Consider the following 21,781-nt stretch of genomic DNA (forward strand, 5'->3'; position numbering starts at 1 on the left):
ATCTATTTTTTTTTTGAATTGCCGAGTGTGTGTAACAATAAATCCATCAATTCATTCAGGATATCAAATATAGGGAACTCATCAAAAGAATCAAGCCAAGTAATTGGATCAGAAATGGATTTATCTGCATTTTTAGCAAATACCCAAATAATATTATAAAACATATCAAAGTCAATCTGAGTCAATACATCCAAATCAAGATTATTCTTGTCTTCCACACTTGAGATAGTCGTTATGACTTTATTTAATTTCAAAACATCAGTGAAAAATTCACTTCCGAATTGCATTTTATATCTAATAGGTGTTGCAGCAGTTGATTTGAATACAACATCCTTGCCGTCAATGGTTATGGTTTTAATCATTAGCCTTCTACTCCAGCTGTCTCAGTTAATGTAGGTTCATATACTGCATCATACCAAGCATCATAAATAGCTGCAGGAGTATCAGGAGTAGTTTTTGTTTTAACTGCATAATCAGTTGATCTTGCAGAAGATACAAAAGTTAATTCATTTGGTGTTGGTTCAACTGTGTCTGTTGTTGTGGAAGAAGTCACAGTAGGTCTGTTTGCTGTACAATTATATAGTACATAGCGTGTAGCTTTCACATCACCACCGAATTCAAATAAGAAAGCGAATGGAGCTCCTTTTGCAGTTGCTACTTCGGTAGAAACCATATCAGTAGCATCTTTAATTTCTCCTAGAACATCAATTGCAAACGATTCAGGGATATTTGCAATGGATAATGTAGCATCATAACCCTGATTGTTTTGTCCGGAGAAATAAAGATTGTCATCAGCATAAAATTCGATCAAGTCACCACGAATTTCTAAGCTTAACTCTACTAAACCTGGCATTGGAATTGGAGTCCCATATATAATATTTCCTTCTGTGTCAGTTGTAAATGTTGCATAGTGAGCGTTTTTAATACCAAAGATAACTTTGTTTTCAGCCATTATATGTTCACCCCGATTTTTTTGTTGTTATATTCTTCTGTTACGATAATGTCAAAATCATAGATTTGTAAGAATAATTTTTCAGCTTGAATCCATGATTCATCTTTTTGATATGCAATTCCATTAGCAGTCAATAAATCTTCAACTTTCTTTTCTGCTAATTCATCTTTGATACTGGTGTACAACTCAACATTAATGCTGTCTATTCGTTTATAAACTTTTTCATCAGCAAAAAAATTATTGCTACCTGTGACAAGATACGCAATAAATGGAGGTTGTGGAGGGACGTCATCTGTTTCATTAAAATGTGAATATGCTACTGGAAAACCTGTCTGATCTAAAATCGCTTTTAATTCTTCTAAAGTCATCCTCTTATAGCCCTTTCTACTTCCGATATAAACTCGCTAATTACTTCTTGTTCTACTGGAGCAATATGAGGAATAGGTTCAGTCCTTCCGCCATTCACAGTTAGATGTCCTTTTTCAAGCAAATGAGTAAGTCTGTAATGCTTCTTATTGTGGATGACATACTTATAACCAGTTCTACTTCTTACTTTCTTTACTCCCCAACTATTAGCGTACCTTCCAGTTCTTCTAGGACTTGTTTGTTTAAGCTTAGATGCGCCCCTTTTAGATACATCATCTTTAGCTGCATCTAATTTCTGATTAATTTCAGCAGAATATTGACTAAGAATTAGCTGCATTTGTCTAGCAATATCATTATTAGCCATTGCCAATCATCCTCTGACAAGTTAATTCGATTTCTTCCGAATTCACTTTATATGTTTTGATCACATCATATCTTTTTCCCTCAAACTCTACTTTTTGTTGTTCATCATATTCGAATTTATGAATCAAAAAGATCCTTGTGGGTTTCATTCCATTATTGGCAGCATTATAAAATTCAGCCCTTGATACAGATTTAGAATCACATAAAATAGTGGTCTTTTTCTCTGAAGGAATTTGATTACCGATATTATCAGAACCATATACCTGTTCAATTAAAGTTAATTCATCGTCATACGTTGCCATCTTCAGCACCGCCATTATGAATAATCAAATTATGCAATCTAAATTGCAAATGCCTTGGTAAGGCTCCCTCACTATCTCTGCTCATATATCTCCAGGTTGAATAATCCACACAAAACATTAAATGATTGGCATTATCTTGATTTAAAACAATGCCTTTTTCATCAGTCAATTCGGTTATTATCCCATTAATAATGGCAGTCAGATATTGATCCCTGACTGCCGAAGTGATCCCTAATCGGGCTTTAACCAATGATAAGATTAAATCTGTATCCATTTTTAACACCCTTTATGTTGCTATGATTCCAGCCGTTCTAAGATTAGCAAGAAGTGTATTAAAGTCAGCGACCAATCCAGCTACATCTGTCGCTGTGCTGTCAACCTGTGCAACTGCTTGTGTAGCAGTTAATTTACCAGCTAAATCAGAAGTAAGATTAACGATTTTAGACTGTACAATGCCACTAGGGATGCGACCTACATCAAAAGAACCTGTAGAAATATTACTGGCATCTTGTCCTGTTAGCGCATCGGCAGCAAGTTTAGCCTTTGTAATAGAACCATCAGCAACCGTTGCATTAGCTGCTGCATTATCTACATATTTTTTATTGGCTACCGCATCATCAGTAGCAGGAACATACCCAGTTTCCAAAAGCACTTGACCATCTGTCTCTATTGTCATTCTTATTGTTGGCGCAATATCATTTGTTGAGTTTCTAGTCCCAAAAATGAGCCTACCCATATCAGACCCTGAACCTGATGTTTCTTGGTAGCCCATGACCCCTGCTGCATGGCTTGAATCTTCAGAATGACGATATCCGAAACCAATTAAACGATAAGAATTTGTATTGTATTCCGTTCCTCCAAGATGAAGATAAACACTATCAAGATCAAATGTTGTAGGTGCATTATTATGACCTGTACCTGTTGGAAATTTAGTCAAAATAACTTTACTGCGATTGTTTGGATCAGCGAAGACAAGAGGACCTGTCATTGTATCTCCAGCTTTATTAACTTTAGGATTAGCAAGTTTAACATCTGTTACTGCGCCATCCACAATATCTGCAGTTGTAACGCTGTCAGCCGGGATTATAACACTTCCGCTTATGGTTCCTGCCTCCCATATTACGGTTGCTACTTCTCCGCTCGCGACTGCATTTGTTACATACCCAACACCCTCTGAACCGTCTACCACAGCAACAAGTTTACCGTCTACGCCGACATTTACATTAGAACCAGCATTAATATCTTCTCCGGCTTCCACATTCCAAACAGGTTCGTTTTTTATAGTAACCAATACTTCTGAACCAGCTGTAATATCTCCATTTGATCTGAACACAGGAGTGTCCCCTGGCTGCGCAAGATTCAATTGAATTTCGGTTGCTGTACTTGTCTTTTTTAACAACCTATTTGCTGGAATATCTTCCATCACTTTTGCTTTAAATTGCACCATTAACTTTCCCTCCTTGATTGATTTTTTCAGGGGAAATCATCGTATGATTAAATTCTAAAAATACTTTTATATCGTTCTATCAACCAGTAACTGCTGGTGGTGTTACGTTAATAACAACGAATTTGTTATCATAAATAGGCTTACCATCATAACGAGCAGTACCTTTGAAAACTGTTTGATCTTGGATGAAACGGACATCAGTTGAAACCGCTAATTGAACTCCTCTGCGTTCTCCAAGTAAGTATTTTTTGAAGTCTCCAAGAACGATTGTGTTATCAGGAGTATATTGATTAAATACAATTCTAGTTCCATCTGGTAAACGAGGATTAGAAGTTCCGGCAATAACATATTGTCCTTGGTCATTAGCTAGGAATGTTTGTGGCGCAATTACACTGTAATAGAATGAACGTTTCATTACTGCAATAACTTCTCCGATTGGTGGACCATCTTCTCCGGAATCAATAAGGGCCATTTTGCTCATGATATCTTTTAATGTTCCATCTGATGTCACAATTTGATCTGGAGCATTTGCAGTCAATTCTGTAATAATTCCCATTGGTTGCTTCTGAGCAGCTCCCTCGCCATTAAGAATTGCATCATCAATAGCTTTAGCGATTGCCATAGCTAGTCGAGTTTCAAGGAAGTTAGCAAGGTTAATCATGCTATCTTCAAGTGTGGCATTACATACAGGGATAAATCCACCAACTTTGAAACAATCTAATTCAGTCTGAGAGAATGCAGTAGCTAATTCTTCCACAGGATCACAACATTCAACCCAGATTGCTTCAGGGATAGCACCATCCATGATGATACGAGCTGTACCATTCAATTGTTCAACCATTACTTCACGGTAAAGAGTTCCATAATCACCCAGACGGTTCTGAATCATATTTACAACTTGCTCTGGGATTAAAACATCTGTACCGGACAATGCTCTCTTATCTTTTGCAGCAGAAGCAACGGTAGTGTAAAAATTTCGTACTTCTTCAATATCTAATCGTGCTAGCATTTGTGAACGTGTTTCAAATTTGTTAACCTTCATTCTTTCTTCCCCCTCAATTGGCGTGTTAGAATTATTTGGTTTTTGTATAGAACGTGATTCATTATTTGGTTTAGGAGTTTCATTCAATTTTGATAATTCTTCTTCCAAACTACGAATTTCTTCTTCTAATGATAGTTTCTTTTCAGATACGCCATCGAATTCAGCTTCTAATTTATCAATTTCGTCTTCTACAATCTGTGTTTCTTCTTCATTGGAAGCTTCTTCTAATGCCGCTGCTAATTCAGCTGATCTTTTTTCATATTCTTCATTGTTTTTTAGCATTTCAGCCAATGAAGCTTTGCGCTGCTCAATTTTTTTATTCAGTAACAACTGTTTTAAAGCCATTTTTTAATCGCTCCCTTAATTTCTTTTTTCTTAATTCTAATTGTCTTCTCTTATGCTGTTCTAAGTCGTTCTTCCTAGCTTGAACGGATGTATCACCATATGCCGGGAATGTAACGACAGAAACCTCGAATAGTTCAACATCCTTCAATGTCCATTTGATAGTACCGTCATCATTGAATTCGGTTTCTTCTTCACGGATGTTAAAACCGAATGAACATTGGTCTACATCACCACGCTGGACACGCTCATAAAGATTAACAGCATCAGTATCTTTAGGATTCACATTGATTGTCCCCCACAGCCCTCTACTATCAGTTCTGAGACTCAATGTTCCTGCTTTAGACCTTCCCAATACTAATCTATGGTCATGGTCTATTAACGCTCTGACATCGTTGCTTAGCGTATTGTCAAACGCTCCTGAATCAATTTCCTCGAATGCTCCTCTAAATAATTCAGTAGGAGAATTAAACACTGCAAAATATCCTTCAATGACCATATCATCATTTTCAGCACGTGTTTTTAATTCGCTATTCATAATAGTAGATTTGCGAGTTTCCATCTTCATATATCACCACCTTTCAATCCATAAAAAATAGAAGCTCAATTTAGGCTTCTAAGGTTTTTTATTCTGCATCGACTTCGACATTACCAATTAATTTCTTTTGGTCACCTAATCTGTCAGCTGGCAAATAATTCTCGAGAATAAGCATTTCTTCCATATCATCATCAGGGCTTAAACCCATCCAATTTCTCCATTCATTACGTCTCAAAGACATTCTATCAACCATAATCGCTCCTACGTCCGCCAATTCTTTTAAATCATAGGCATATAAACTCCTTGAATTTAATTTAAAGTACATATCTGGAGCTAATATTAATCCTTTTGTTAATACTTGCTGAATAATTTGTGCCAAAGGGAGGATAGTAGAATTAATAAAATTGTTATATTCATCCTTGCTATAGCTTCCGACTCCAAGAAAAAAAGCAGGAACACCGAATATGCCTGCTACTGTCTTTTTATCCAGCTCTACTGCTTCGTTTAAGGCTAAGTCTTTTAAAGATAATGGTTTTACTTGTTGCACTTCTAAAAGGTCAGCAGGGATTATCCAAGGCTGTCCAGCTTCACTTGTTTCTAGGTACTTATTAAATACAGCGTTCCTTCCTTCTTCACTAGATAACTCTGCTGTATTAGCATCAACCTTAACAATTAATGAGGGCATATATTTATTAGACATAAACCCTTTTTTGGTATAACCGGCTTGCTTTAGGTTGTCCACAACATCTTTTAGGACTACTTTGTATCCTCTACCCAAATATGGTTTCTCAGGGTCAGGGTCAATTGCAAAATGCAATACTTCATTGTAGTTATATTCCTGTCCTCTAATCCAAACTTGATAAGTTTCGAAATCTAAATTCAAATCTGTAAAACTAAACATAGATGGAGGTATAGGAATCAGATTGTCAATTAATCCATTTCTTATTTTCGGAAGAACAACTGCATTTCCGTCACCTTCAAGCAACATGGTATGTACTATATTGTACATCCAGTTCTTTCTAGTCATAAGATTGTATGGATTAACGTCAATTTTTCTAGATAATGCATTATCAATCTTTACATTTCCATTAGGTGTATTCAGCATAAGGTGTATACTCATTGATGAAACAAGATCCGCTATTTTATCAACGCATATCCTCACTTCTGGATTGTCTATTAACCTAGTATAACCAACTACACATAAATCATTGAATGCAGTATCCGTTAATAAATAACCAATCTGAGGTGTTGGGGATGTGGAAGACCGATTATTATTATTCTTCCTTCTCTTTTTTTTCATTCTCTCACCACCTTTCTAAATACCGATTGATTAATTATTACCTAGCCATCCTTTTGCTGTACCGCTATTCTCCATGTTCTCAATTTTTCTAATCGCTCCGAATACAGTAGCATCAAACAAATCTATCCGCTGATTAACCATAACTTTTTCATATTGGATCATATCGTCTGTTTTCTCCATTGCATGTACATTTTGGACGCAATATTCAAATGCGTCTGAGTGCAAGTAATAAAACTGTCCATCTTTTACTTTTTTCTCAATTCTTCTGAATCCTTTTGACTTCTTATGGAAATATTGTGGTTGGTCAATCATCTTGAATCCTTCTTTTCGCATCATCAAGTAAAATTCATCAGCGAATTTCCTATCAAATCCAATTTGTTTAATCTTGAAGCCCATTTGTTTCATTTTCTTGAACCAATCAACAACATCTTTGTATTCCACTGTAGGTGTGTTTGATAATGTTAACCATCCATCATCTTTCCAACCAAATAAAGGTATGTTATCTTCCTCGGCTTTGGAAGCAGCAGCAGTGATAGGGAAGAATGCATGAGTTATCGAAATATCAACCCCGTTATATTCACCATACAAAGAAGTTGCTGTTAAATCATGCATTTTTGATAGGTCAGCTCCGCCGTACCATTCAATATTCATCTTGGACAGTTCTTCCAATGTCCACTTATACTTTCCGTCACTAGCTTTGAATTCTTCAATGTCAAAGTATGCTCTAGTTGCAGAAGTATAGATATTCAACGATTTAGCAAAGAAGTCCTTACGCTGCTGAGGGTCATTCTGTGCCTGCTTAGCATCATTCAATATGTCCTGTGGTCGGATAGACACTCCGTAATTTGGATTAGCTTTTTCATGCTGTACAGGATCTAGGAAATCAACATTACCTTTTTCATCCTGGTCAGCTTTTGCAATGAAGATAAAGTATTGGTCATCTACAATCGACTTGTCTAAAACCTTCTTGCAATACTGTAATCTGTTATAACAAAAGCTATTCATATTATCACCGGCAGTAGTAATCCCAATCATCAGCTTGTTTGTATAAGCTTTCATCGACTCTTTAATGATGTTGTACTGTTTTGGTGTACGATACGCATGCATTTCATCAGCTATGCCGATATTACAATTCAAAGAATCCTGCTTATCTGGGTTTGCTGCTAATGCTTGGATGAACAGACTTCCATCAGAAAAATTACCAGTAATGGAGTGTTCCATATTATTATCAATAATTCGGAAATTATCTTTCTCACCCATTTCATGAATGTTGTATTTGATGAAATTAAAACTTTCCATAGATTGTTTAAGTGCAGCCGATACAACATATACTTTAGAACCAGATTTTCTTTCCAGGATTCCCAAAGCCCAAGCTAGTCCTGCTGCAAAGCTTGTTTTTACATTCTTCCTCGGCAGGAAAATGAAAACTTCCTTTGTCACACGAACTTTAGTACCTTTGTAGAAGAAGCAGAGGATACCGTAAACCATAAACTTCTGAAATGGTTCCAATAAAAAAGGCTCCCCACGTAATGGAGTGCCATCTAATCTCTCACCTTGCATATTTACAAATGTCTTCTCAATAATGTTAATAACAAAATCAGCGTCATCAGTACGAAAATCAAAGTTATCCCTTGCTAAAAACTCCTTAAATCTATGTGCAGCTTGAATTATTTCTTTCCCAGCTATCTTTTTACCACTAATAACTGATTCTACATAATCCATTACTACTTCATAATTCGATAATTCATTCATTATTTACCACCCATAACCATTTGCAGCTTTGTAAGTGGCTTTTTCACCTCTTTGTCCTCCACAACCTCTTTTCGTTTAGGAATCACCACATCTTTAACAGGCTTGTAAGACTTCGGATTCAGCAGCAAGTTAGTCGCATATGCATTAATATCTTTCCGTAACTTCTCCATTAATCTGTAATTCTTCTCGTCTATCACTTGATACCCATTCTCTGCTAATTCCTTCTCGAAAACTCTATATTGATGCAGCATTCCTGCGTAAATATCAATGAGTGAGTCAAATTCTTCCCGATACGTTCCCAGGTGTTGCATGTTCTTTATGACGTCCCTTTTTATCGTTTTAACGCTCATCTCTATCACCTACCAATTATCTGACATTTTATTTCTTCCCGGAGAGGGAGAATGTTTCCCCCTCTCGTTCCCCGCTAAAGTCAAAAAAAATTAAAAAGGGTGGGGGGGTTCTTGAGTCTGAAATTTTTTATTTTAAACCAGAAAAATAATTTTTTTATCTATAATTTCGACTGCTGCAGTAAATTAATTTTAAAAATATTTTTTTTATTTTTTTAAATCAATACGAGTGTCACCAACCTGGCAACGTTTAGCTGCTAGCATTCACATCCAGCATCCTTGCTGCGCAACTCTGCTCTTGTCATCCACAACATTCCGTCTAGTGTCAGCTCATTTGTTGTACGATCATGCATACCATTGTGACATTCAGTGCATAGGCTGACTAAATTCCAGGACAGCAGCTTGTACGATTCATATCGTTCAAGAGGAAAGCAATGGTGTACGGTTGTAGCTTCTTTAGTCTTTCCATACCTTGCACATTCCTGGCACATGTAGTTGTCACGTCTTAGAATCTTTTTACGCTTGTTCTTCCACCGTGTAGTTTTATAGAAATTCATTATTAAAATCACCTAGTATATGTTTGTGCAACATTTTCTCATGCTGCTCTTCCAGTTCCTTTAATGCAGCTGTAGCATCCTTTGCTTCACGGGTTACGGCCTTTAAACCTTCGAGAGCATCAGAGCAATCGATATCAATTACTAATGAACCAACGCTTCTTGAAGGTTTTGTATCTCCAATCCTTGGACTATTACACTTTTCAGGTATACTAGTTCCGTTTGACTCACGCGTATCTGCCATGTCACAACATCTCCTTTTATCCAAAATAAAAAGCACTCAATAAATGAGTGCCCTGCCTTTAATCGTCTTTCTCCATCAAGTGTCTGCAATACGCACAATAGTGGTCATCTAGTGCTAAAAACATTTCAGACCAAGGTATTTCTTCTGCACACCTATCACAGTATTCTACATAATTACCTTTGCTCAACCCGAAATCAATAAATGTTTTTATTTGTGCTTCAGTTAAACTGTCTGCACCTTTTGAAACTATCTGCTTAGCGATCCCGACGACTGCTGGCCCTTCAATAAGATCCCCTTGAAGTAATTCAGATACATATACTTCAAAATCTGTATCATGTTCATATTTAGTAAACATTCTACCTTTCAAGACACTTTTATCCACTTAAATCCCTCCTGCATTATAAATTATACAAAAGGGTATAAATTCCTGCTATTTCCTCCTAATTGCGCCACCCACACGCTTGTTAGTATCACGTCTAGTTCCCATGAGTTCTTCTAAGTCTCTGCGACTCAACACCTCATCAGGCTTTCGTATTGGCTCATTTTCAGGCTTTACTTCATTACCTATAGTCAAGGTACCAGAGAACCTTCTAATCTCGTTAAAACACCTAATTTCTTTAGCGTTTAAATGATCAGCGAACTTCATAATTGTTCACTTATCCCTCTGTTATGCTAATAGCTTAATTGAATTTGCAATCGTTACTTTAACTCCGGGAGGAAATAACCAAGCAAAGTATGATTGCTGCCAAAAAAAACAACAAAACAGTACTTCATGATTCCCCGATACGGTACCGCAGATAAACGCGTTCAGGCTCCAGATGTTCCTCCCTAAGGCTACATCCTTCAACACCTATAACTTAATATCGAGTACACCTTGATAAGGGAAAGATGCGTCTCCCAGGAATCACTTCCTGAGATTAATGGTATAAAAATGACCAGAAAAAAAAGGCAGGAACTTTGTCCGCCTTTTTCTCTTATAAATGTTCAGTTTTTGTCCGTTTTTTGTTCGGTTTTTATATAATTCCTAGAGAAGAAGCAATCATGAATATTGCCGTTTTCTTTTTCTCATAATATGCAGTCTTCTGTAATCCGAGGTCTAAATAGATATTAAGGTCATTTTGTCTTTCAGTACTCAAATATTTCATTTCAATGATTTGTCTCTCCTGTTGATCAAGGCTATTATTAAGAGCTCTTTCCATCTGGATAACCTTGAGCTCATTTTCTAAATCATTTTGTAATAGCTTTGGGAATATGTTACCTTGAATGCCCTTTTCATTCAATTCCAATTTATTCTGCTGCTGGATTTTTAAGGCTTTATATTTCTTTAATTCCTTCACAACAATTGACCGAACTTCTTTTTCGTTGATATCCGGAAAGAAAGATAACTGAGCACTCATCCATTCTCCCCCTATGGTATAATTGTATTAACCAAATACACACACACCATTGCCGGGAGAAATCCTGGCTTTTTTTATTTGCTTTTATTGCGGAACATGTTCGTATTGCGTTTTTAATCTTTTAACGTCTTGTTTGCGAAATTTGTAACTTTTCCTAAAACATCACTACCTGACCATCCATCAAATTCACAATAAGCAATCCTATTTAATGCTTTTTCGTATCGTTCAGCCTTTTCGGATTGTTCGATAAGCCATTGAACATGTTCTCTGTCCATATAAATTGAACCATTCATGTTATAAACTTGGTCTGTGAATATCTTTTTTATATTTTCTAACTGACTCATTTTCATCTTCCTTTCTTATTGCGCAATATAGTTCTACTGCGCCTTAACCCTCTCTTCATTCAACCGTTCAATTCTCCTTTTTACTGATTTAATCGACCGACCTAATTTAATAGCAGCTTGATACCTTAATAGCTCACCATTCATCACCTGTTCAATGACTTTCATTTCTTCATCCGTCCAGGGCTGATAAATTCGTTTCGGGCCTTTTTTGTTAAATCGGTCAGCTTCATATTTGACCACCGATATATTCTCACCGCAACTCGGACAGAAATATTTCCTTGGTCTCCCATTTTGCTTTTTTCCGAAAGTCTGGAATACAAATATGCAATCCTCACACAACCAGTTCTTTATTTGTCTTCTGTCTATCATGTTATTAACACCTTATATTTTGTGTTTATTTAATCTTCGATTATATATCTCAGCCATCTTTTCATAATAAGGTTCAAGTTTCTTTTCAAGTGTTTCAATGCTTGTTTCATCAATAAACACTTTTAATTGCTCATTTTCTTTTTTCAGCTTTTCAATTTCCTGCTGCTGTTCCTATATAAAAGACTGAACCATTAAGATATCTTGCTTGGATAATCCTTGTTCGTAACATTCATCAAGAAGAGCTTTTATTTCTTTTGACTTTTTCAAATTAACTCCTCCTGTTGTTCGCTTCTGTAAGAGCATTAAAAGTTTGTCTTTTAATATCTTCAAGAACTGTAAAGGCTTCATGAGGTGACAATCCATTATCCTCCACCATTCCTAGCAAGCCGGTAATAATCAACTTATGATTTAAATTATCTACATCTAAGGTTAAGCGTTTATCCAAATTAACTCCTCCTACCTTGTGTTAATCAAAAAGCTTAATAGTATTACGGAAAATATCTGCCAAATCATTGGAATACTTAAATCGTTTTTGATTAATTTCAATGGACTTCCCTATGTCTCCATCTTCATGACGCATCGTGGCAGCTTTCCAATCGCAAATCATTTCTACAATGTCCATTAAGCTCATTTGACTAATATCAGATTCTTCTTGAAATTGACTATATCCGCATGTGTAGCAGCTATGGCAAGGATTAGGATTTTTCACATATTCTCTGAAGCAACCGTTACAAATATATTTCTTATAGTGTTCTGGATGATGACTGTTGTTTTCATAGTGATGCTTCAAAGCTACTTGCATTTCTTTCAAGTAGGTTTTATATTCGTCCGAACCATAAGTACTATTCTTTAGCTTTGGTGTGTACTCAGTGAATATTTCTATCTCTGGACTTTCTAATTTTGACTGATCATGAACCAAAGCCCTTTGAAGTAACTCATTTGCGAACATAATCATAAATTCTCTCACTTGAGAAATATGTTCTTTTGTATCCCGTATACAATCCTCTTGGGAATATGACATCTTCATTTCCTCCTATTCAACTGATCTATCATTTTGTTTCACTAAATTATCGAAATTACAGCTTTAATTAAAATGTTTAATACATCTTCAATATCATTTATATCTTCAATTCTTTCCCCGTTTACCAATACATTCCCGTTCTCTAATGCTTCAATGACAGTATCATCTACTGTAATCTGATTTTCTTCCATCTTCATCCCTCCTGTGTCGCTAAATGTTCGTACTGCGACATTAACTCCAAACCTTCTGAAACTGAAAATACTTGTTAGGCGTACCTATATAAACACCGCCGTTATTACGTTCAAAATAGAAATACGGCTGTCTTATAAACCAATGAAAGTAGCACCATTGCTTATGCGGTCTTATGCTAAATCTGTGGTTTTTCACTATCTTTCCTTTGTGCCAAAACATCACTTTTGAATGTTGTTTAAAGAAATAAATCTTTTTAGACAACTTATAAACTGTGTGTTCTTTATGATTGTAAATATCCATTTCCTCACCCTTTCAATATGTCGCTTTTTATGTCTAATGTTCACTAACCAATTTTCTTTTCATCAACTTTTAATTTATTGATCCCAATTTCTATTAAGTGTTCTTTTTCCCAGCAGAAAGGGCAAGTGGCATCATTTTGAATTTCTATATTGTTCTCAATTGCAAATAAAGCAGAGCAATCACAGCAGTTATAAACCTGGACTTCAATAGTTAACGGTTCAATGTAATTACGCACACGCGGCCATTGGTCAGGCTCTTTTTGCCTGTACAATCTAACGCTATGGCCTACAGCTGCAGCATTACTTCCAATAGTTTCAGCGATTTCTTTATAAGAATTTCCCTGCATAAACATTTCATGAATTAATTGCTTTTTTTTCCTTCTGACACCTTGATTTTGCACGTTGCTGCCCTCCTCTATTTATCTTGTAAAACCCCAGCCTTAACGAATAGGTTTCTCCAAGCCCTGGATAATCGTTCTTTGCGACGGCGGGCAAGAGATTTGCCCAACCGTCTTTTCTGTTTAGTTTTATTGGCCATTATTCAACCTGACCCTCTGGGACATTCACCGTTCCATTGCCGTCCACAGAATACTCAATTCCTTCATGGTCATCTTCAATACTCATTTGTCCTTCTGGTACACTATCACTTTGTGGACGACTCTCCATAACTTCTTTAGGAGTTTGACAAGCGAACGTTAAATCAATTAAGAAATACTGACCGTACTTGTTATATTTTTCAGTTATTTTGTGCATTTGAAGATTGTTATTTTCTTTAGCAACTGAAACAATTTCCTCTGCTTCTTCACGTGTATCTGCGTAATGTTGTTCCTTTTGATTAAGTTGTACTTTAGACATTATTAATCTCCCTTTCTTCTTCAATTTGTTCTGCAATGGCTACTGCGACAGCTGCAACTTGAATTAACTCTTTATAAAGATCATTAGCATCTGAACCTTTTCCCCAGCCTTGACCTGTTTGCATAGCCTGGGCGACTTCCCCGACTTCCTCAACAAGGATCTTTAGCCAATCACCATACGAATGTCTTTGCCTTCCCCATTTCGCATTTTGGCGAAAACGTTCTTTTTCAACTGCAAGCAATGCATTATTTTTTAAATGATCATCAAGTTTTCTCAACTTCTACCACCTCAAAATATTCTCTGCCGAAATGATTCACGATCTTTTCCATCAGTTTCGGTCCAATGCCTGGTACTTCTTGCAACCCTTCGAACTTAGAAGCAAAGATTAAGCAGGCATTATCCTGTCCCATTTCTACTCCTTTTTTAAAACCTTTGTTGTAAGCCTCTTGCCTGGCCTTTTCTAATACCGGATTAGGTTTCTTTGCCATTAGTACCACCCATTTTCAGCATTATTAAGTTATCTTTCTAGAAAACTTAGAATGTAAAACAAAGTCACAGCCACAAGAGCATTTAAACTTGTATTTATTCTTCATGGATGCTCGTTTAGATGAGTAAACAATGTATTTACATCTTGGACAGAAGGCCGAATACATTATTGTTCACACCCTAAGTTTATTTAATTGGTTTTTATAGTAATCTCGCTGGGACTGAGTACGTTTTAAAGCTTCTTCTAATGCCAGATTTTCTTTGGCCATTTCCATATAGTTTTTATAGCGCGACTTTTGCTTGATTTCTTTATTTATCTCCCTTTGGCTTTCAAGCTCTGTTACCAGCCAATTGATACTTCTCAAAGGTAACCGTCCGCGCTTAATATCAGCTTTAATTTCTGATAATTTATCCACAACTTATCCCCACTTTCAGGTTAGGTTCAGAAAGCACCTGTCCTAAGATAATGTTTCGCCTGGTAATAAAAATGGTGATAGATCCAATTGCCAGAGTATTTTTGGTCTAAATACACGATTTCGAAATTGTATTTGGCTTTAAAGGTATTCAGCCTGCCGAGCAATGCCAATGGATTGTATTTGGAACGATACTCACCCTTAAGCATTTTTTCGTATCCGTGTAGATCTTCCACAATTAGAGTGAAGGGAATGTCCTTTGAACGAATCAATTCATTTTCAAAAGCTGTTTGGGTATCCTTCTGGAGATTCCCTGTGATTTCATCCATGTGGGCTTTACGCTCTACCCGGCTTTTTAAAAATATGTCACGGGTTATTCCCAGTTCTTCATTCTTCGGAATCATGCAGCCATAATCACCGGTATCTAATTTTTGAATTTTTATCGGTATATCCTTCTGGCGCAAATAATCAAGAATATGGCCGTTTACATTCTCCCGGGTGTCTACAACAATCGTGAGAGTTTTAAGGATTTTGTTTAATTCTGTGTCTGAGTAATGATAGGAGATCATTTAGCTGCCTCCAGTAATTCTGGGTTTTCGTATATGTTGCCGATAATCTCGAACTGCTCTAAATATGTCGGCAAATCAAAGATGTACTTTTCTTGGTGGACTTTTCGTTTATTTCCCTCTTTATCAAACTCGAATTTCTTGTGCCATTTACTGCAGAAACCACCATTATGGAATATTACCTCGGTAATTTGTTCGACGATTTTATAACCTCTTAATCCGATTATTTCCCGTTGTAAAATATCCCCTTCATAGATCTCCTTGCCGTTTTTATCTTTTAAACCGGTGTATTGACCAACTGAGTCCCATTCAACAGGAACCGTTCCTTGATAATCAGCTTCAATGTAAGCCAACTTATCATCGTTACTTGAAATAAGACTTCCAAAAAACCATTTAATATCACCGTAATCTTCAAGGGGTTTACCACGAAACTTAATTTCTCTCATGCCCCTGCTCCCTTCTTGGCATATGTAACAGCATTGATGTATAGTTCTTTTGCCAATTTATTAGATTCATCATTTTCAAATTGTCGGTAATCCTCATAGATGTCTTTCCAGCCGTTATTAGCGAGTACTTCTGTCCAATCGATAAGCAATAATGCAGATTCTGTATCTTCACACATCCATTTATTTAGCTTTTCATTCTGTTCCCAGTTGCATAAATAATGCAGTGCTTTACGAATTGTGACTTGTTCTGCACCTGCACCTTTCCAGGACTTAAACCAATCGTCAATTGATTGGAAATTCTGTTCAGCAGCTTGCATAACTTCAGCTGGGATTAAATTTTGATTCTTTATCGCAACCCGATCATCAGTATCAAGATAGATATTTGCACCTGATTTCCAAATTTGACTGAGTATCATTAATACTTGCATGGAAGTAACTTCACTCCCCATCTGCCGTTTTCATACACATAATTTTTCATCCTTCGGTGTTTTTTGCCGCAATTATATTTGTTTAGTCGTATACCGAATTTTTGTTTTGAAAAGGTTTCTAGCTGATGAAATTTACAAAATTTCTTGTATCTTTCATACAAATCTTCATTTGTTTCAAAACTCTTAATATCGCGTTCGATATTTTCTTGAATGAATTTTTCTATCAAAATCTCACCTACTTTTTAGTTATCGAGATTTGAGAAAGTTGTTATAAAGTAACGAAAAACGACCTTTTAACAACTAAAAGTTACTTTAATAACTTGCCTTCATACCTAGAGCCACAAGGGCTGAGCTTAATTTGGGTTATTTTCGTTATCAGCATTTTTAGTTTCGGCTCTATATATACTTATATATTTTTTATTTTTTTAAAATTATAGAAAACCAAATAACTAAAATAACTAAATAACAATAAAAGTTAACTCAAACCCTTGATACGGCTGGATTTCTTGAAAGTTATTAAAAGTTATTTAAGCCCCAAAAACGTTATTGAACTACTTTAAAAAAGCCGTTTTCCTCGTTTTCGGTAACCCCTTTAGTAACTGGCTGGCGCTCTTTTAAGGTAATTCCTGTCAAAAACGTTTTATTTCCAGCGCCTTTCATTTTTCCGAAGCCTTTCGTTTCTAACATTCGGTAAAATGACCTGTTCCCTAAAGTGCGTTCTCCAGACTTGAAGCACCAATTGTCGTAAACCGTATATAATTCTTTGGCCTCGATTTTAATTGCTTCGTTTTTCGGCTCGTCGATGTAGCAAACTTCACCTAAGAATGGAGCCAAGATGTCCATTTCCTCTTTATAATTGCCAGTTGCATCCACCACTACTTTAGGTTCTTTCAAGCCTGACTGTTGCCACTTTAAGCAGCCCTCGATTGCCCAATTGAGTATGCCCGGCATTTCAAAAGACAATTTCTCTTCGAGTTTCTTATCACGTTCATGAGGTTTAAGGCTTAATGTAAATGGAATAATCTTTACGCGTCTCCAGATACCATCATCCACCCCACCGATGATTGGCTTATGGTTTGTCGTGAAAAATACTTTAAATTCTGGAATAAACTCGAAATATTCTTGTCGTAAGAATCGCGCTAGAATCGGCTCACCACCGGTAATTGTCTTAACTAATGATTCCTGTAATTTTTCACCTTCTTCTGACTCCACTGCCGAAACAAACCTTGCATTTACCAACCGAGCAATATCATTGTTGGCGCCAGTATCTTTTTTCTTAATGAACGTATCTGATTTTGTTTGTGAACCGTAATCGCCCATTAATTTTTTGATAGTATTTACAAAAGTGGACTTTCCGTTGGATCCACCGCCGACTAAGAAATACATCGATTGCTCTGAAATATCTCCTGTGAGGGAGTAACCAACAAGTCGCTGCATGTAATCGATTAAATCTTTATCACCCTTGAAAATCTGCTCCAAAAAAATTGACCACGTTGGATATTCTGCTTTCTCATCAAATTCAACATTGGTGATTTTTGTTATTCCGAGTTCCCGATCATGCGGCTGCAGTTTACCTGTTTTTAAATCAACAATTCCGTTTTCAACATTGAGTAAATATTTATGCCGGTCAAAGTCTTCACGTTCTCCTGGAACCAATGGCATAAGGTCCTTAATGCTGTTCATCCGGATATTTCTTCTTTCGCACATTCGCGCCCATTTCGTTTCAGCTTCATCCTCTGATTTATATAAACCACGTAATACTTTAGCTGTAATCCGTTCAATTTCTTTTTTTGTATCAACTTTCCACCGTTTGCCGTCCCATATCAGCCAGCCCATATCCGATACATATTTGATTACATGGCCATATTCATGAGCGATTCTTTCAGCATTTCCAAGCTCAGTTAATCGGAATTTCTTCTTCGTCTTTCCATCCACAACTGCAGCTGCATCTCCAACATGGAAGTCAAAAGAGAATCCTTCAAATTGCTCTTTATTATCTAATATCGTTGTAGAAGTGGAAGAAATGGCAGTTGCTATTGTTCTTTCTCCGTATGTTTCATTGGTATCTCTGAAGTGGATTACGTCCCATTTATCACGCATAAGCCCAGATTCCCGAAACATGGTATCCATTCGAGTGGAGGATTTACCTGTCCAGAATGCCAAGTGGTTACACAAGGCCAGGTCACTTGCCGAGTGATCATTTTTAATTAAGCTGCCGTTAAACAATGAGCGAATTTCATCACCGTTCTTACTGCGAAACATTCTTTCCCAAAGAGCATCATTTGAAATTTTAATTTCGTCTTTTTCAAAGTCTACTAAGTTCACGCGGCCTTGAATATCGCTGTCATCAAAATATTGTTCAAACACTTCTGCCAGTTCGTCGGTCCGATCATAGACATCATTAGAATTTTCTCGATTGCCGGTAAAGCTGAAGTAACGGCCATAAGAATAAATCTCTAATCCATGTTTTGTATTTTTTCGGCCAGTCCCTAAAACAGATTGTGGAAGGCCACCTTTGATAATGATGTGAAGGCCGGTTCCAGAAGGAGAAAACTCTGTATAGCTGTCTAATGTATCAATAATCTCGTTTGCAAATGAATTAACCTTTCCATCCACAACACACTTATCAATATCAATTCCGATGTAGTTATCCTGTCTGCTAAATACGAAACCTATGCCGTCATAGTCACCTTCTAAATAGAATTTGACTGCAGTTGCAAATGTTGACCAGGTACGCCTATTGTTTGCCTGGGCCATTTCACCATTTACCTGATATGGAACCTTTGTCGGTTTTCCACCTCGTTCCTCTTTTCGCCATAAAATCCATTGAGGAAGGGCTTTTAATTCGGCAGGGATTTCGTTGAAGTTGTATGGATTTTCTTTCATTTCTCCCTCCAATGAAGCTTATTTACCTAATTTGGGTATAAAAAAGAGAAGCTGGGCAAAACCAACTTCTCTATTTAGTTATTTTAGAACGGAATTTCATCATCTGAGATTGTTATTGATGGTCCTACCTGTTCAGGTGGGTTAACTTTAGATTCATCAAAGAATCTTGCTTTTGGGTATTTTTTTGTTGAGTCATTTTTATCTACTTGATGCTTAACTGTAATTACTAAGTTTTTATTAAAAAGCTGTTTTGCCATATCGTCAGCATCCTTAAATTCCACTCCATTAGGAAACCCACAGGCCTTTATCAGACTATTGATGCGCTTAATATTGTTTTCTTTATACTCAGGATTATCATTGTGGAAGTAGAGTGTATTGTACAAAATTTTTGCGCCTTGATGATCTTGTGGAACATCTGAACGAATTTCAAAATCTAAATTCAATGTTGGATGACCTTGGAAATCTTGTGCATTAGCATTAATAACGATTGCTTCATACTTTCCTTCAGCTACTAATTCAAATCCTGTGCTTACATTTTCTTGATCAAATTTAAAGAAACTCATTATTTATTTCCCCCTGTTTTCTACTTTGCGGATGACACTAATAATTCTTCTTGAATGCAGCCTTTACGTTGATCCAAATGGTTCTTGGCAAAAATGCTTTGGTTACCTTCTAGTAGAAAGCCTCTTGTACCATCTGCTTTTCTTACCAATCGAGCTACAACATGCACAATTCCCATGACATGATTGACGATTTTATCTCGAATATCCGGAATGAATTGGTTATATTGCTGGCCATCGTCATGGATGATACTGCGTGTAGTTTCCCAAGCAGTATAGAGAACGTTGGCATCCAGTCCATTGAAAGTTTCAACAACCTTAAGTAAGTGATTGTCGTACAAGGCATAATCTTTTAATTCCGGCATTCCACTCTTTGTTTTTTCGCCTCTGTGCATCAGCCAAAGTTTCTGGTAGTGGGTGAGGTTATCTACGAAGATATTGTCATAGTTTCCGAGATTCGCTTTCGCATAAGCATAGAAATCTAAAATACTTTGGTGGGGATCAGCCACGTTAATCTTGGCGACATCGACATTTGCATATCCTTCTAACACCTGGCTGGTTCCATCAATATCAAGTACCAATGTTTTACCTGGTAATAAACCGGCCACTGTGGTTTTTCCATCACCAGGCTTTGAATAGATGATGATTTTTGCTTTCTTACTTTTTTTAATCTCAGACCCATTTGTGATTTCCACTTTTACACCTCCTTGCTATTCTGATAATCACAGTAAGCTTGGCATTCTTCCTTAGTTTTGAAGAAAGTACTATATGCTCCTAAGTCGTCAAACTTCATTTTTGGAGAATAAATGTCATCCACAAAAATGGAGCTATCTGATGTAAATCCATCTTCATCATCACGATATTGTCTATACCATGCTGTCAAACCGTTTTTTTCTCTGTTTAATCTGAATTCATAAAGCATAAATTCATGAGGATAATAAACTCTTTTACCTTCACTACATAAGCAATCTTCTTTTGCCTTTTTACCAAGTGGAGTAATGTATTCAATTCTTCTGTATTCATCGCACTTATTGCATTTTGGCGGTCGTTTCATTTTTGAGTAAGCTTTATAAAGGATGACTTTATGATCTTTCATTAGATCGACCAGACGCTCTCTACGTACATTCCTTTTAAGTGTTTGATATTCACTTTCTAATTGCTGTTTCTTATTCTCGTAATCACGTACAATCGAATCGAAGCTTAACTTAACACCTTGAAGTTTTTCATTTTCATCTCTAAGTCGTTTCATTTCTGAAAGAAAATCCTCTTTAACAGATTTCATTAGACTTTCTTTAAACTGATCAACCTGGATATCAAACTCGCTAGGTTCTTGATAAAAATCCTCATAGTAGCCCAAACTTTACACCTCCAAGCTAAAGGAAATGGACTCTGGCTTAACTGTCATCCCTGGCACCAGCTGTCCGTTTTCATCCACAACTGTCTTTTCACCCGCAATTTCAACAATCTTTACTGCCTTTTTAAGATCAGACCATTTTAGGCTTGTTTTAATATAATCATCCATGCCATTTTCAATAACATGCTGCAGGATAGCTTCTTCATTTTCCTTCTCTGGAGCTTCCTTAGATTTTCTAGATTTGGACTTTCCGTAAGGAGTGCTGATGGTTTTAGCCTTAGGATCCTCTTCCAACTGTTTGGCATGATATGCAGCAACCATAGTTTCAAAGAATGATAGGCTGTTAGAAATTGTGGATAGCTCACTGCGCTCCCATTCAGAGATACGTTCACGTTCTGCATCAGCCAGCTGCTTAATTTCCTTTTCCTGAGCTTTTAAAGCTGAAACTTTACGGAAAGCCCAGTTCAAGCTGTTCTTATCCGTGATTTCAAACTTTGTTTCCTCTGGAGATAGGGACGTTACCTCTTCAACTTCCATAAGTTCAATTTTTTGTAGCTGGTTCATTATTTTTTTCCTCCTTCATAACTTGGTCTAAGTATTCATAGGTATCTAATAA

The 21,781-nt window shown here is 36.6% G+C and carries 34 protein-coding genes; all 34 read right to left on the reverse strand.

From position 1 onward, the window contains the following. Window positions 1-2 precede the first annotated feature (2 nt). Window positions 3-362, reverse strand: a complete 360-nt coding sequence (locus tag DFO72_RS02210) for a hypothetical protein (protein ID WP_113884358.1) — start codon at window positions 360-362, stop codon at window positions 3-5. Beyond that, entirely contained in the window at window positions 362-952 is a 591-nt protein-coding gene (locus DFO72_RS02215) for a major tail protein (protein WP_113884357.1), read from the reverse strand. The genes DFO72_RS02210 and DFO72_RS02215 overlap by 1 nt, the downstream gene beginning before the upstream one ends. Then, complete coding sequence (locus DFO72_RS02220) at window positions 952-1,320, reverse strand: hypothetical protein (protein WP_113884356.1); 369 nt, start codon at window positions 1,318-1,320, stop codon at window positions 952-954. The genes DFO72_RS02215 and DFO72_RS02220 overlap by 1 nt, the downstream gene beginning before the upstream one ends. After that, window positions 1,317-1,682: an HK97 gp10 family phage protein gene (locus tag DFO72_RS02225; protein ID WP_113884355.1), complete on the reverse strand. Its 366-nt coding sequence runs from the start codon at window positions 1,680-1,682 to the stop codon at window positions 1,317-1,319. The genes DFO72_RS02220 and DFO72_RS02225 overlap by 4 nt, the downstream gene beginning before the upstream one ends. Beyond that, entirely contained in the window at window positions 1,675-1,983 is a 309-nt protein-coding gene (locus DFO72_RS02230) for a phage head closure protein (protein ID WP_113884354.1), read from the reverse strand. The genes DFO72_RS02225 and DFO72_RS02230 overlap by 8 nt, the downstream gene beginning before the upstream one ends. Further along, window positions 1,970-2,257: a hypothetical protein gene (locus tag DFO72_RS02235; RefSeq protein WP_113884353.1), complete on the reverse strand. Its 288-nt coding sequence runs from the start codon at window positions 2,255-2,257 to the stop codon at window positions 1,970-1,972. Before DFO72_RS02235 ends, DFO72_RS02230 begins: the two co-directional genes overlap by 14 nt. A 12-nt stretch (window positions 2,258-2,269) precedes the next feature. Next, window positions 2,270-3,430, reverse strand: a complete 1,161-nt coding sequence (locus DFO72_RS02240) for a head fiber protein (RefSeq protein ID WP_113884352.1) — start codon at window positions 3,428-3,430, stop codon at window positions 2,270-2,272. A 79-nt stretch (window positions 3,431-3,509) separates the two neighbouring features. Then, a complete protein-coding gene (locus tag DFO72_RS02245) occupies window positions 3,510-4,817 on the reverse strand; it encodes a phage major capsid protein (protein ID WP_113884351.1) in 1,308 nt (435 codons plus the stop codon). Then, on the reverse strand, window positions 4,789-5,382 hold the full coding sequence (locus DFO72_RS02250; RefSeq protein WP_113884350.1) for an HK97 family phage prohead protease: 594 nt from the start codon (window positions 5,380-5,382) through the stop codon (window positions 4,789-4,791). Before DFO72_RS02250 ends, DFO72_RS02245 begins: the two co-directional genes overlap by 29 nt. Window positions 5,383-5,440: 58 nt before the next feature. Next, complete coding sequence (locus tag DFO72_RS02255; protein ID WP_113884349.1) at window positions 5,441-6,652, reverse strand: phage portal protein; 1,212 nt, start codon at window positions 6,650-6,652, stop codon at window positions 5,441-5,443. Window positions 6,653-6,682: 30 nt separating this feature from the next. Continuing rightward, window positions 6,683-8,404, reverse strand: a complete 1,722-nt coding sequence (locus DFO72_RS02260; protein ID WP_113884348.1) for a terminase large subunit — start codon at window positions 8,402-8,404, stop codon at window positions 6,683-6,685. Continuing rightward, a complete protein-coding gene (locus DFO72_RS02265; protein WP_113884347.1) occupies window positions 8,404-8,754 on the reverse strand; it encodes a P27 family phage terminase small subunit in 351 nt (116 codons plus the stop codon). Before DFO72_RS02265 ends, DFO72_RS02260 begins: the two co-directional genes overlap by 1 nt. A 254-nt stretch (window positions 8,755-9,008) precedes the next feature. Beyond that, on the reverse strand, window positions 9,009-9,308 hold the full coding sequence (locus DFO72_RS02270) for an HNH endonuclease (RefSeq protein WP_113884346.1): 300 nt from the start codon (window positions 9,306-9,308) through the stop codon (window positions 9,009-9,011). Continuing rightward, window positions 9,295-9,549, reverse strand: a complete 255-nt coding sequence (locus DFO72_RS02275) for a hypothetical protein (protein WP_243856041.1) — start codon at window positions 9,547-9,549, stop codon at window positions 9,295-9,297. The genes DFO72_RS02270 and DFO72_RS02275 overlap by 14 nt, the downstream gene beginning before the upstream one ends. A gap of 58 nt (window positions 9,550-9,607) precedes the next feature. Next, the gene (locus DFO72_RS02280) at window positions 9,608-9,931 is read right to left on the reverse strand and encodes a hypothetical protein (RefSeq protein WP_113884345.1); all 324 of its coding nucleotides are present in this window, start codon (window positions 9,929-9,931) and stop codon (window positions 9,608-9,610) included. Window positions 9,932-10,562: 631 nt separating this feature from the next. After that, window positions 10,563-10,946 (reverse strand): ArpU family phage packaging/lysis transcriptional regulator, encoded by a 384-nt coding sequence (locus tag DFO72_RS02290; RefSeq protein ID WP_113884343.1) that lies wholly within the window; start codon window positions 10,944-10,946, stop codon window positions 10,563-10,565. Between the two features lie 113 nt (window positions 10,947-11,059). Next, entirely contained in the window at window positions 11,060-11,290 is a 231-nt protein-coding gene (locus DFO72_RS02295; protein WP_113884342.1) for a hypothetical protein, read from the reverse strand. 33 nt (window positions 11,291-11,323) lie between these two features. Further along, the gene (locus DFO72_RS02300) at window positions 11,324-11,530 is read right to left on the reverse strand and encodes a hypothetical protein (RefSeq protein WP_134177206.1); all 207 of its coding nucleotides are present in this window, start codon (window positions 11,528-11,530) and stop codon (window positions 11,324-11,326) included. Between the two features lie 397 nt (window positions 11,531-11,927). Continuing rightward, window positions 11,928-12,104, reverse strand: coding sequence for a hypothetical protein (locus DFO72_RS29240; protein WP_166672406.1), 177 nt, complete (start codon window positions 12,102-12,104; stop codon window positions 11,928-11,930). 21 nt (window positions 12,105-12,125) lie between these two features. Then, window positions 12,126-12,680: a DUF5662 family protein gene (locus DFO72_RS02305; RefSeq protein ID WP_113884340.1), complete on the reverse strand. Its 555-nt coding sequence runs from the start codon at window positions 12,678-12,680 to the stop codon at window positions 12,126-12,128. A 41-nt stretch (window positions 12,681-12,721) separates the two neighbouring features. Then, window positions 12,722-12,871, reverse strand: a complete 150-nt coding sequence (locus DFO72_RS29245; RefSeq protein ID WP_166672407.1) for a hypothetical protein — start codon at window positions 12,869-12,871, stop codon at window positions 12,722-12,724. 344 nt (window positions 12,872-13,215) lie between these two features. Beyond that, complete coding sequence (locus DFO72_RS02315; RefSeq protein WP_113884338.1) at window positions 13,216-13,572, reverse strand: hypothetical protein; 357 nt, start codon at window positions 13,570-13,572, stop codon at window positions 13,216-13,218. 136 nt (window positions 13,573-13,708) lie between these two features. After that, window positions 13,709-14,026: an organic solvent tolerance protein OstA gene (locus DFO72_RS02325; RefSeq protein ID WP_113884336.1), complete on the reverse strand. Its 318-nt coding sequence runs from the start codon at window positions 14,024-14,026 to the stop codon at window positions 13,709-13,711. Further along, window positions 14,019-14,303, reverse strand: coding sequence for a MazG nucleotide pyrophosphohydrolase domain-containing protein (locus DFO72_RS02330; protein ID WP_243856042.1), 285 nt, complete (start codon window positions 14,301-14,303; stop codon window positions 14,019-14,021). Before DFO72_RS02330 ends, DFO72_RS02325 begins: the two co-directional genes overlap by 8 nt. Beyond that, window positions 14,290-14,514 carry a hypothetical protein gene (locus tag DFO72_RS02335; protein ID WP_113884335.1) on the reverse strand — a complete coding sequence of 75 codons (225 nt, stop codon included), beginning with the start codon at window positions 14,512-14,514 and terminating at the stop codon, window positions 14,290-14,292. The genes DFO72_RS02330 and DFO72_RS02335 overlap by 14 nt, the downstream gene beginning before the upstream one ends. A gap of 171 nt (window positions 14,515-14,685) precedes the next feature. Then, window positions 14,686-14,928, reverse strand: a complete 243-nt coding sequence (locus tag DFO72_RS02340) for a hypothetical protein (RefSeq protein ID WP_113884334.1) — start codon at window positions 14,926-14,928, stop codon at window positions 14,686-14,688. 26 nt (window positions 14,929-14,954) lie between these two features. After that, window positions 14,955-15,494, reverse strand: a complete 540-nt coding sequence (locus DFO72_RS02345) for an ERCC4 domain-containing protein (protein ID WP_113884333.1) — start codon at window positions 15,492-15,494, stop codon at window positions 14,955-14,957. Beyond that, window positions 15,491-15,937 (reverse strand): YopX family protein, encoded by a 447-nt coding sequence (locus DFO72_RS02350; RefSeq protein WP_113884332.1) that lies wholly within the window; start codon window positions 15,935-15,937, stop codon window positions 15,491-15,493. Before DFO72_RS02350 ends, DFO72_RS02345 begins: the two co-directional genes overlap by 4 nt. Further along, the gene (locus tag DFO72_RS02355; protein WP_113884331.1) at window positions 15,934-16,365 is read right to left on the reverse strand and encodes a hypothetical protein; all 432 of its coding nucleotides are present in this window, start codon (window positions 16,363-16,365) and stop codon (window positions 15,934-15,936) included. The genes DFO72_RS02350 and DFO72_RS02355 overlap by 4 nt, the downstream gene beginning before the upstream one ends. A 543-nt stretch (window positions 16,366-16,908) precedes the next feature. After that, window positions 16,909-19,251, reverse strand: a complete 2,343-nt coding sequence (locus DFO72_RS02360) for a phage/plasmid primase, P4 family (protein WP_113884329.1) — start codon at window positions 19,249-19,251, stop codon at window positions 16,909-16,911. 83 nt (window positions 19,252-19,334) lie between these two features. Beyond that, the gene (locus DFO72_RS02365; protein WP_113884328.1) at window positions 19,335-19,814 is read right to left on the reverse strand and encodes a DUF669 domain-containing protein; all 480 of its coding nucleotides are present in this window, start codon (window positions 19,812-19,814) and stop codon (window positions 19,335-19,337) included. A gap of 20 nt (window positions 19,815-19,834) precedes the next feature. Next, complete coding sequence (locus DFO72_RS02370) at window positions 19,835-20,506, reverse strand: AAA family ATPase (protein WP_113884327.1); 672 nt, start codon at window positions 20,504-20,506, stop codon at window positions 19,835-19,837. A gap of 2 nt (window positions 20,507-20,508) precedes the next feature. After that, window positions 20,509-21,168 (reverse strand): hypothetical protein, encoded by a 660-nt coding sequence (locus tag DFO72_RS02375; protein WP_113884326.1) that lies wholly within the window; start codon window positions 21,166-21,168, stop codon window positions 20,509-20,511. 3 nt (window positions 21,169-21,171) lie between these two features. Continuing rightward, window positions 21,172-21,729, reverse strand: a complete 558-nt coding sequence (locus DFO72_RS02380) for a host-nuclease inhibitor Gam family protein (RefSeq protein WP_113884325.1) — start codon at window positions 21,727-21,729, stop codon at window positions 21,172-21,174. Window positions 21,730-21,781 lie beyond the last annotated feature (52 nt).

It is taken from the genome of Cytobacillus oceanisediminis (assembly GCF_004366035.1).
Taxonomy (GTDB): Bacteria; Bacillota; Bacilli; order Bacillales; family Cytobacillaceae; genus Cytobacillus; species Cytobacillus oceanisediminis_C.